At 65.9% G+C, this 11298-nt stretch carries 9 protein-coding genes; 5 read left to right on the forward strand and 4 right to left on the reverse strand.

From position 1 onward, the window contains the following. Positions 1–12 precede the first annotated feature (12 nt). Positions 13–1671 carry a phosphoethanolamine transferase gene (locus QTI04_RS05025; RefSeq protein ID WP_286614461.1) on the reverse strand — a complete coding sequence of 553 codons (1659 nt, stop codon included), beginning with the start codon at positions 1669–1671 and terminating at the stop codon, positions 13–15. Between the two features lie 207 nt (positions 1672–1878). On the opposite strand from QTI04_RS05025, the gene dmeF reads away from it, so the two are divergent. After that, positions 1879–2850 (forward strand): CDF family Co(II)/Ni(II) efflux transporter DmeF, encoded by a 972-nt coding sequence (gene dmeF, locus QTI04_RS05030; RefSeq protein ID WP_286614401.1) that lies wholly within the window; start codon positions 1879–1881, stop codon positions 2848–2850. On the opposite strand, the gene QTI04_RS05035 is transcribed toward dmeF, so the two are convergent. Then, entirely contained in the window at positions 2820–3524 is a 705-nt protein-coding gene (locus QTI04_RS05035) for a phosphatase PAP2 family protein (RefSeq protein WP_286614402.1), read from the reverse strand. The two genes, dmeF and QTI04_RS05035, sit on opposite strands and share 31 nt — an antisense overlap. A gap of 79 nt (positions 3525–3603) precedes the next feature. On the opposite strand from QTI04_RS05035, the gene QTI04_RS05040 reads away from it, so the two are divergent. From QTI04_RS05040 to QTI04_RS05055, 4 genes are all read left to right on the forward strand, one after another. Continuing rightward, positions 3604–4281, forward strand: coding sequence for a response regulator transcription factor (locus QTI04_RS05040; protein ID WP_286597585.1), 678 nt, complete (start codon positions 3604–3606; stop codon positions 4279–4281). Further along, positions 4278–5648 carry an ATP-binding protein gene (locus QTI04_RS05045; protein WP_286614403.1) on the forward strand — a complete coding sequence of 457 codons (1371 nt, stop codon included), beginning with the start codon at positions 4278–4280 and terminating at the stop codon, positions 5646–5648. The genes QTI04_RS05040 and QTI04_RS05045 overlap by 4 nt, the downstream gene beginning before the upstream one ends. Positions 5649–6166: 518 nt before the next feature. Further along, complete coding sequence (locus tag QTI04_RS05050; protein WP_286597583.1) at positions 6167–6850, forward strand: response regulator transcription factor; 684 nt, start codon at positions 6167–6169, stop codon at positions 6848–6850. Then, entirely contained in the window at positions 6843–8273 is a 1431-nt protein-coding gene (locus tag QTI04_RS05055) for a sensor histidine kinase (RefSeq protein WP_286614404.1), read from the forward strand. Before QTI04_RS05050 ends, QTI04_RS05055 begins: the two co-directional genes overlap by 8 nt. On the opposite strand, the gene QTI04_RS05060 is transcribed toward QTI04_RS05055, so the two are convergent. Next, entirely contained in the window at positions 8216–9559 is a 1344-nt protein-coding gene (locus QTI04_RS05060) for an HlyD family type I secretion periplasmic adaptor subunit (protein WP_286614405.1), read from the reverse strand. The two genes, QTI04_RS05055 and QTI04_RS05060, sit on opposite strands and share 58 nt — an antisense overlap. A 19-nt stretch (positions 9560–9578) precedes the next feature. After that, positions 9579–11258 (reverse strand): type I secretion system permease/ATPase, encoded by a 1680-nt coding sequence (locus tag QTI04_RS05065; protein ID WP_286614406.1) that lies wholly within the window; start codon positions 11256–11258, stop codon positions 9579–9581. Positions 11259–11298 lie beyond the last annotated feature (40 nt).

Here is an 11298-nt window from a genome sequence, read left to right on the forward strand (position 1 = left end):
CCGCCACCGCGTTCAGTTGCTCGCGACGTTATCCCCGCGGCAGGACGCCAGCGCATCGAGCGTGGACTTGTAGGTGGGCGTCCTCACGTCCATCAAGCCCAGCACGGTGTGATAGAGGTTGTCGTGGCTGAGCGGTGCATCGACGCCTGCCTCCATGCAAGAGATCGACAACTTGCGCCGCGCCTTCATGCCATCGCTGAACCAGGTCACCATCGGAACGTGCTTCTGCACCTCGGGCGCGAAACCGTAGGGCACGCCGTGCAGGAACAGCCCGTACTCACCCAATGATTCGCCGTGGTCGCTCAGGTAGAGGAGCGCAGGGTCGAAGCGCCGGCTCTGGCCCTTGAGCCAGTCGATCGTCTTGCCGAGGAAGCGGTCGGTGTAGGCGATGGAGTTGTCATAGCCATTGACCAGCTCGGCATGGCTGCATTCGGCCAGCGCGTTCGTCTTGCACTCGGGCAGGAAGCGCTTCACGTCCGGCGAGGAACGCTTGAAGTACGACGGCCCGTGGCTTCCCATCTGATGCATCACCAGCACCACGCCCTTGGCGCGACGCTCGGCGGGCAGTGCGGCAAGGCGCTCGTCCAGGCCTCGGAGCATCACGTCGTCCAGGCACTCGTCGCCATCGCAGAGCGCGGCTTGCACGCTCGGATCGAGATGCTCGAAAGCCGACGCATGCGGAACGCGGTCGCAGACGCCCTTGCAGCCGCCCGCCTGGTTGTCGAGCCAGAACACGGCGAGGCCGGAAGCCTGCAGCACGTCCATGAGGTTTTCATACTCGTTCTTGCGCCCCTCGAAACCCTGCTTGCCCAGCGGGGAGAACATGCAAGGCACAGAGGCCAAGGTGTTGGTGCCGCAGGAATGCACGTCGCGGTAGCTCAACACGCGCCGCGCCGCAAGTTCGGGCGTGGTGTCGCGTACGTAGCCGTTGAGCCCGAAGTGATCGGCACGGGCCGTCTCGCCCACCACCAGCACGAACAGCGGCGGCCTGGTCTGACCCGCATAGCTCGCGCCCAGCGCAGCGCCACCGGCCACGGGGACGAGCTTCCGGCTGTGCTTGAACATCGGCCGGATCGCCACCGTCGCGGCCGAGTAGATGCTCGCCATCGGATTCATCATGTAGCGCAGATGCACGTTGTTGCGCATCAGCGGCGCGAGTTGCCGATTCATCGCGAGCGCTCCGCCTGCGGCAATGGCGGCGACAGCCAGCAACAGCACTCCATTGCGCCAGGCCTGCGCGACAAAGCGCTGCGGCCGGACGCGCACGCGCCACAGGGCCCATGCGGGCAACACGCAGACCAGCAGCACGTTGAACACCATGCGCCAGCTCATCAGGTCGCGCGCTTCGTTGGGATCGGTCTGCAGCGCATTGGCCAGCATGCTGGGATCCATCACCACCCGATAACTCAGCATGTAGTGCTGCACCACGGCGGCAAGCACCACGACGCCGAACCAGAGCGGCTTCATCCAGCGCGTCCAGGCCGTGAACGACAGGATGGCCACGGTGCCGCACACGGTGAGCAAGGCCATGAGCGCGATGGTGGGCAGGTACACGCTCGGCGCACCGCCGATGCGCGCGAGTTCGCCCCACAGCGGCAAGTTGGCGGCGAGGGCGAGATAGAGCGTCAGCCAGACGACGATGGTGCGCGGCGAACGCGGGCGCGCGAACACGCTGTCGATGGACTCCCAGAGTCCAACGAACGGAATCGTCGAGGGGAATTCGATGGAGACGCCTTGGGAGACGCGATCCTGGGGAAGGGACGTGGGTTGCACGTGGGAACCGGACATCCCACGAGACTAGAAAGCAGGACTGAAAACTCGCTGAATGGATCGATCAGGTTTCATTCAGCTTTGGCAATGCTGGGTAAAGTACGAGCCATGACCCAGCGGCCAACGCCCATTCACCCCTTCCATTCCGCTGCGGACTGGCAGCATTCCCACGTGTTCGACCAAGGCAACCCTTTGGCCGAGCGAAACACGCTGTGGGCCGTGGCGCTCACCGCAATCATGATGGTCGCGGAGATCGCAGGCGGCTGGATGTTCAACTCGATGGCCCTGCTGGCCGACGGCTGGCACATGAGTTCGCACACGGTGGCATTGGGTCTCTCGGTCGCCGCGTATGCCGCGGCTCGCCGCTTTGCCCAGGACAAGCGCTTCGCTTTCGGCACTTGGAAAATCGAGATCCTGGGTGGCTACACCAGTGCGGTGTTCCTCGTCGGGGTCGCCGGGCTGATGCTGTTCCAGTCCGTCGAGCGCCTGATTTCGCCCTCCCCCATCCACTACGACGAAGCCATCGCCATCGCGCTGGTCGGACTTGCGGTCAACCTCATCTGCGCCTGGCTGCTCAAGGGCGAACACGACCATCATGGACACGAGCACCATCACCACCACCACCATGGCCACGAAGAACACGGGCATCAACACGACCTGAACCTGAGGTCGGCCTACCTGCATGTGCTGGCGGACGCGGCCACATCCGTGCTGGCCTTCGCCGCGCTGTTCGGCGGCAAGCAGTGGGGCGCCAGTTGGCTCGACCCGGCGATGGGCATCGTCGGCGCCGGCCTGGTGGCGTCCTGGGCGTGGGGGCTGTTGCGCGACAGCGGCCGCGTGCTGCTCGATGCCGAGATGGATGCCCCCGTGGTGGCCGAAATCCGCGAGGTGATCGAGACCAGCCCCGTTGCGGCCGAGATCACCGACCTGCATGTCTGGCGCGTCGGCAAGGGAAAGTACGCCTGCATCGTTGCGCTGGCCGTGGAAGGCGCCACCGCGGCCACACCGGACTTTTTTCGGCAGTTGCTAGGCGTTCATGATGAACTGGCTCACGTCACGGTCGAAGTCAACCGCCGCTGACGCAAGCTCGACGCCTGCCAGACCAGCGCATCGATGGCGAAGGCCGTCACCCAGCACACCCAGGCTGTCCACAGCGTGTGGCTCATGTAGTGGGCACCGCGAAGCTGCTGCGACAAACCCAGCGCCAGCCCCGCCGCCGCCGCGCATGCAAGCCACACTCGGGCGACGCCGGGGGACGAGCGTCGGAAGACGAAGTAGCCTCCGAGGTAAGCGAACCCGGCGGATGCGTGGCCCGCCGGGAAGCAGTTGCCGCCGCCTCCGTCGCGCACGCCCCAGGCCCAGTGCGAGACGTAGTGCGCCGCGCCGCCGAAGGCCTGCAGGTCCCAGGGGCAACTGGTGGTGCTGGTGTACTTGATGAGGGAAACGACCATGACCGAAGCCAGCGTGGTCGCCGCAAGCTGCGCGCGCTCACCCGCACTCAACCGGCGAAGGATCCAGACCGGCCACCGAATGGAAATGAAGAGCGCAATGACCAGCACCCAGCTCAAGGACCGGGCGCCCTCGTGCATCACCTTGACCAGGAACCAGTGCTCGCGCCACGGAAAGCCCATCGGCGTGCCCGCCCAGGAGGCCAGCGCGACGTCGAGGCCGGCCGCGTCCCAAATGAGCAGCAGGGTCAGAGCCAGAAGTGTGGAGACGAGGGGGCTGGAGCTGGGGACGGCAGAGCGGGTCATGAAGGCCGCCAGCTTAGTTTCACCGGCTGAACCTAGCCTGAAGCAGCACTAGACTCCTCACTTTTGAAAGGATGGCGCCGTGCGCATATTGCTGGTCGAAGACGACACCGCGCTGGCGAGCGCCGTGTGCAGCTACTTGGAGGCCAAGGCCTTCGTGGTCGATGTGGCACCCAGCCTCGCGCATGCGCGCGCCGCGCTTACCGCCGTGCAGTACGCCGCCGTACTGCTCGACCTGCACCTGGGCGATGGCGACGGCCTGTCCTTGCTGCCGACCGTGCGCGCGTTGCGCGAGCGCCCCATCGTGATCGTGTTGACCGCGCGCGACCAGGTCACCGACCGCATTCGCGGCTTGGACGCCGGCGCCGACGACTACCTGATCAAGCCCTACGACCCCGCCGAACTGCTGGCACGCTTGCGCGCCGTGGAGCGCAGACGCAGCGCCAGCAGCTCTCCGGTGCTGCATCTCGGCACGCTGGAGATCGACCTGGGGCGCGACATGGTGCGCAAGGACGGAATGCCCGTCACGCTCACGCAAAAGGAATGGGCACTGCTGCGCGTGATGGCGACGCGCCCCGACCGCATCCACACGCGCGAGAACCTCGCGGACGCGCTCTACGGCTTTGGCGACGAAGCCGACAGCAACACGCTCGAAGTCTTCATCAGCCGCCTGCGACGCAAGCTCGGCCGCAACCACATCCAGACCTTGCGCGGACTGGGCTACCGGCTGTCGTTTGCGCCGGAAGAAGAAGACGAATGAATTTCAGGTTCTTGGGGCAGGCCGGCCTCGAACCGCTGGGGCGGCGCGATTCGCTCGCAGGCCGTCTCACGCGCACGCTCATCGTCTGGGTGGGCGGGGTCTGGCTCCTGTGCGTGCTCGGCGTGGTCTGGTATGTGGACCGGGAAATCAATCACAACTTCGACAACGAGCTGGTGGAAGTCTCGCACCGCATGTTCGAAATGGCCGTTCAGGAACTCGAAAAACTCCGGCATGAAAACCCCGACGCACGCTCCCCGCTGATCGCACCGCCGCAACTCTTCTCGACCGATGCCGTCATCTACCAGGTGGTCGACACGCACGAGCGCGTGCTGCTGCGTTCCGCCGAGGCGCCCGTCGACGCCTTCGACGTACCGCTCGCGCCCGGCTTCGCCAACACCGAGCCCTGGCGCATCTACACCGTGCGGCATCCTTCGCGCGACCTGTTCTTCCAGGTCGCCGATCCGCTGGACGAGCGCCGCACCGCGCTCAATCGCACGCTGCTGGGCCTGATCATTCCGCTGGGCGCAGTGCTTCCCTTGCTGGCGCTCGTCCTGCGCAACGTTGCGCGCACAGAGCTGCGAGTGCTGCAGCAACTCGCCGGTGAGATCGAGCAACGCAGCGGCACCGACCTGCGCCCGATTCAGCTCCCCGGACTGCCCAAGGAACTCCGCTCTGTCGGCGACCACGTCAATCAATTGCTCGAACGACTCTCGCAATCGCTCGACGTCGAGCGGGCGCTGGCGGCGAATGCGGCGCACGAACTTCGCACGCCTCTCGCGGCCGCGCGGCTGCGACTGCAGACCGCGCTCGAACACGACCTGAAGCGCGACGAGGTCCTGGCCGCGCTCGAGGCCTTGCAGGTGCTCGGCCATCGCACCGAGAAGCTGCTGCAGCTCTCGAGGGCCGAATCCGGCGCCTCGTTGACGCGCGCGAAGATCGACCTGGTCCAACTGGCTGGCACGGTCGCGCAGGAGTTCTGGCAGGACCCCCGTGCGAACGAGCGCCTCAAGCTGAAAGTGCCCGAGGACGAACCGCCGATGGCGCTCGGCGATGTCGACGCACTGGCGATCGCGCTGCGCAACCTGATCGAAAACGCACTTCGCTACGGCAACGGGCGCGTCGTGATCGAGGTGATGGCGCCCTGCACGCTGTCGGTACGCGACTTCGGCCCCGGTGTCAGCCCCGAACAGTTGCGCACATTGCAACAGCGCCACGTGCGCCACGGGTCCGATCGCGCCGGCTACGGGCTCGGGCTGTCGATCGTCGTCACCATCGTCGAGAAACTGGGCGCACGGCTGGAACTGACTTCGCCCCCGCATGGCGCGGCCAGCGGCTTCGAAGCGCGCATCGTGCTGCGCCCCGCGTAGCGGTTGGAAATCGCGAAAGTCAGCTTTCGGTCAGGTATCAAATAGTAAGAAAAAAGGTTTGCTATTTCTCATAACCTTCCATACATTTGATACCGCTGGTTGCGTAAAGCAATGCGGCACTCGACCACCGCTGGTTGCCTGCGCGAGTAGACGACCGCCGGCGAGCCGACATCGGTCCAGAGAAGATCTATGTCCGGAGGAGACAAAAATGCACTCGTCGAAAGGCATCTTTCGATCAGGGTCCGGCCGGCGCCCCACCGGTGCGGATTCCAGCGCCCGACCCTCGCGCGCCGCGGCCCTGCGCTATCTGCGCGGGCGACGACACAAGCTCCGTCGATAGCGCCATCGCGCGACTGCGTCTTATCGCGCAGGCTGCCCAGTCGCGTTCACCACAAGCCCACCGGTTGTCCTCACTCGCCTCAAGGCGGTGAGCGACGAACCCGCGCTGCTGCCCGGGCTGTGCGCCGCTACCGCTCGGGATCCACTGCTCGAAAGGTCTCACACTGTCTGGAGAATCCATGCGCCTGCTCTTGGTCGAGGACAGCGAGCTACTCGGCTCGGCCGTTCACAAGGGTCTGGTGCGGGCCGGCTACGCCGTGGACTGGACCCGTTCAGGTAAGGAGATCCTTTCTTCGCTCGCGTCCTGCAACTACGACTGCGTCCTCCTCGACCTCGGTTTGCCCGATGCCTCCGGGGACGTAGTCCTCAAGAACATTCGCACGCGTGGCATCCCCGTTTCGGTGATCGTGATCACGGCACGGTGCGGCATCGAGGATCGGGTACGTCTGCTCGACATGGGTGCTGACGATTACATGGTCAAGCCTCTAGACCTGGACGAAGTGGCCTCGCGAGTCAGGGCGGTGTTGCGTCGGGTACACGGCAAGGCGCCCGGCTCGGCCGAGCCGGAGCACGGCCCGTTGAAGCTGTACCCCTCGCACCGCATGGCAACGTGGCATGGCGAAGTCGTACCGTTGACCAACAAGGAGTTCTGGCTGCTGGAAATCCTGGTGCGCCGCAAGAACCAAGTGCTTTCGCGCGCCCAGATCGAGGAGGCGCTCTACACCTTCGACGCCGAGGTCGAGAGCAATGCGGTCGAGGTCCACATTCATTACTTGCGGCGCAAGTTCTCGCAGGATCTGATTCAGACGGTGCGAGGCGTCGGGTATCAACTCGGACCCGAGCCACGAGTCCGGAATGAGTAGGCCCATCGCTTCGTGGTCCTTGCGCCGTCGCGTGACGGCGATCGCGCTCTTTGTCTGCACCGCGACCTTGCTGGCGGGCGGCGTCGCCATGCACCGGGCCGACCAGATCTCCGACAGGAATGTGCTGGATGCCCGGCTCGTCACGCTGGCGAACACGGTGCTCGCATTCGCAGAGCACGAGATCGAAGAGGAAGGCTTCACCCAAGGCCTCGGCGACGCGGTCAGGCAAACCGAGAGTTCGCTCGGCACGCGCTATCACTACCAGGTCTGGTCACTCGACGGACGGCTGCTGCACCAAAGTCACAAGGCGCCCTCGGGCGGACCGATGCGGCCCCTTGCCGAGCGTGGCTTCGGCGAAGCGATGGTGGATGGAGAGGACGTCCGGACCTACGCCGAAGCGGCCAAGCAAGCCGGCATGGTCATTCAGATCGCAGAGCGCATGCGCGACCGGGAAGCCGCTGTCGGCATCACCACCGGCTACTTCCTCACCTTCCTGGCGATTCCGCTCCTGCTGATCTTCGTGAGCACCTGGTGGTTTCTCAACCGTGCCCTTCACTCCGTCGACGGCTACGCTACCGAGCTTCGGGAACGCCATGTGCTCGACCTCACGGAGTTGAATGCGACGAACCCACCCGCTGAACTCAAGCCCATGGTCGATTCGATCAATGCCCTGTTCGGCCGCTTCAGGCAGACGTTGTCTGTCGAGCGGGAATTCACGGCCATTGCGGCGCACGAGATGCGCACGCCGCTGGCCGGCCTGCGCGCGCAGGCCCAGTTGGCCGCCACGCTGGCCGGTTCGCCGCAGGAGCTGTCGGCTTCCCTGCGCGGCCTGATGTCGGGCATCGACCAGGCCAGCTACCTTCTGGACCGGCTGCTCGATCTCGCCCGCATCGACAGCCTTGCGGTGGCCGGCGGGCATGTCCTGGGGACCGTGAAGCTCGAAAAGGTCTACTGGAACGTGATGTCCGAACTCGGTCCGACGGCGGCTGAACGCGACGTCACGCTGAAGGCGCGATTCGAGGTGGACGAGCTGCTGGCCGTCGAGCTCGGCCTGCACATGTTGATGCACAACCTGCTCGTCAACGCGATCCGCTTCACGCCCGCCGGCGGGCGCATCGAAGTCGGCAGTGTGCTGAACACCCAGGCCATCCTGCTCACCGTCGATGATTCCGGCCCCGGCATCCCTGCCAGCCGGCATGCCGAAGCGTTCCAGCGCTTCAACCGCCTCGGCCGCGTCGATGCTCACGGCGTGGGGCTCGGGCTGGCGATCGTGCAGGCGGTGGCGCAGGCACACCACGCGGTGGTGCGTCTGCTCGAATCACCGCTGGGCGGCCTGCGCGCCGAGGTCCGGTTTCCGGCGGCGCCTCACATCTGCCGGGCCGCCCTGCGCAATGTGGAAGTGACCGGGTCCAGCAGGTACTGAAGCGCGGTCTGGAATCCACCGTCGATGTAGACCTCGGCCGGCATGCCGGCCTGCATCTTCAGGTCACCGACCGCCTTCACCGACTCCGGGTCGGCGAGGACGGAGACGCTGTAGTAAGGCAGCTGAGTCGCCTTGTCTGTGAACCGGTCTCCCGATACATAGGTGACCTTGCCCGTCACCATCGTGGCGTTGCGGTACTTGAAGGCAGTGAACTTGATGCGGGCGCTCTGCCCCACCATGACGTTGTTGACTTCTTCCGGGCGGATCTGCGCCTCGATCATCAGCGCGGTGTTGCTCGGCACGATCTCCGCGATGGCTTCGCCGGGCCGCACGACCGCGCCCGGCGAGGTGAACTTCAAGTCGATGATCTCGCCGGCCGCGGGCGCCAGGACAACCTGGCGCGTGGTGGCGTCGTCGGACTTGCGCAACTCCTGCTCGATCTCGCTGACCCGGGCCACCGCTGTCTTGAGTTGGTCGCTGGCCGAGCGGAGGTATTCATTGACGATCGAATTGCTCTTGATGTCGGCGTCGATCAGTCGCCCGTGGCCGCGTGCGAGTTCGGAGCGGCGCTCCTCCAGCTTCGACGTGTAGTCGGCCACCGATGCTTCCATCTGGTTGATTCGTGCGGTCGAGACGAAGCCCTCTCGAACCAGGTCGCGATTGGCCTCGAGGTCGCGCTGCTGGAGCGCGAGGGACTCCTGCGCCCTGGTGCCCTGCGCCTCCAGCGCCCCGATTTCCTGCTGCACGCGCTGACGCAGCTGCTTCATCAGAGCCAGCTCGCTGCTTAGCGAATGCAGACGCGCGGAAAACAGGGCCGATTCCTTGGCCATCGCGTCCTGCAGGCGAGGATCCTTTTGCGCCTCGGCCCGCAGGCTCTCGGAGAACACCAGCTTGCCGGCACGACGCTGCTCCGCGTCGAGCCGCTCCAGTGTCGTGCGCTCCACCGCCAGGCGATAGGTCAGCCGGTTGCGGTCGGCGTCGACGCCCACATCGCCCATGATGACCAGCGGCTCGCCTTCCTTAACGAGTTGCCCGTCGCGAACGAGCACCTGGCGGACGATGCCGCCTTCCAAGTGCTGCACGGGCCGCCGGTTCAAGTCCACCTTGACGTGCGCCGGAGCCACTACCGCCATCGCCAGCGGGGCGAGCCCGACCCACGCGGCCAGTGGAACGACGATGCCAAGCACCGTCCACAGCCCCATGCGCACGAGGCGCCTGATCTGCTGTTCGCTGCTCTGGCGCCGCGGCGCCACGCTGCCGAGTGGTAAAGCCTGTGCGTGCGTCATTTGATCTTGCCTCCAGCCTTCATGCAGCGCGCTCGTTGAGCGCTGCCTGCGATTGCTTCTGCATCGACTTCATCACCTCCCCGGCCGGCCCGAACTGCTTCACCTGGCCCGCATCGAGGATGAGGATCTTGTCCACGTGCGCGACCAGCGAAGGGCGGTGCGTGACCACGATCGACGTGACGCCTTCGGCGCGCAGGCTGCTGAGTGCATGCGCCAGCGCAATCTCGCCCTCGGCGTCCAGGCTCGCATTCGGCTCGTCGAGCACCAGCAGGCGCACGTCGCCGTACATCGCGCGGGCCAGCGCGATGCGCTGGCGCTGGCCGGGCGACAGGCGCGCTCCGCCGTCACCGATGGGCGTGTCGTAGCCCATCGGCAGTTGCACGATCATGTCGTGGGCGTTGGCCCGCTTGGCGGCGGCAATGACCGCTTCGGAATCCGGCTCCGCGAGACGGCCGATGTTGTCGGCCACCGTGCCGTCGAACAACTCCACGTCCTGCGGGACGTAGCCGATCCAGGGCCCGAGTTCCTGCCGCGACCAGGTCGACAGGTCCGTCCCGTCGAGCCGTATCGATCCGATGGTCGGCTGCCAGATGCCTGTCAGGAGGCGCGCCAGGGTGGACTTGCCGGCCGCGCTCGGCCCGATGATGGCCAGCGCTTCGCCTGCAGCGAGGTTCAGCGATACGCCCGACAGCGCCAGCTTCTCCGTGCCGGGCGGGCGGAACGAGAGCCCGTTGACCCGCACATGGCCCACCGGCCGAGGCAGCGACATGCGCGGCTCGTCCTTGAAGTGGCCGCACAGCTCCCGCAAGCGACGGTAGGCCGAACGCGCTTCGTTCAGCACGCGCCAACTGCCGACGATCTGCTCCACCGGCTGCAATGCGCGGCCGAGCAGCACGGTGGTGGCGATCATCACGCCCGCGGAGGCCGCCTGCGTGAGAACCAGGTAGGCGCCGATCGACATCATCATGACCTGCACGGCCTGGCGCAGGAATTTCGACGCGGCGCTGAAGCTGACGCTCGCGTGGCTGGTGCTCGCTTGTAGGGCAAGCGCCTCGTCCTGCTGCTTGCGCCAGCGGCCCAGCAAGCGCTCGGTCATTCCCATGGCCTGCAGCACCTCGGCGTTGCGAAGCGACCCTTCCACGTAGCGCGACGCTTGGCGCGCTTCTTTCTGCACCGCGTCCAGCGCCTTGCGGTTCATGCGATCGTTGAGCCAGGCCAGTCCGATCATCAGAGCTGCGGCGCCGGCGGCGCCCCAGCCCAGCGCCGGATGAAAGACGGCGATGACGGCCACGTAGACCACGATCCACGGCGCGTCCATGAGTGCCGTCAATCCGTTGGCCGAGAACAGACTCCGCAGCGTGGCGATGTCGCGCATCGCATCGGGCCGCGCATGAAGCGGCGAGCGGGCGGCAGCGGTGACGACCGCATGCACCACCGGTGGCGACAGCCGCTCATCGACGATGTTGCCGATGAGGTGCTGCAGGCGCAGCCGCACGTAGTCGAGCGCGAACAGGATGGCCAGCGCAGCCCCGACGCCCGCCAGCAAGACCCACAGCGTCTCCCGGCTGTTGGTGGGCAGCACCCGATCGAAGACCTGCAGCATGAACAGCGCAGGCACCAGGTACAGCAGATTGATGACGAACGAGAACAGCGCCAGATGGAACAACAACGGCTTCAGCTCGGTCCAGATCGGCTTCATTTTTTCGTCTCCTCCGGTTCGCGGGGCAAGGCGCTCGCGC

It is taken from the genome of Variovorax sp. J22R115, assembly GCF_030317005.1.
Taxonomy (GTDB): Bacteria; Pseudomonadota; Gammaproteobacteria; order Burkholderiales; family Burkholderiaceae_C; genus Variovorax.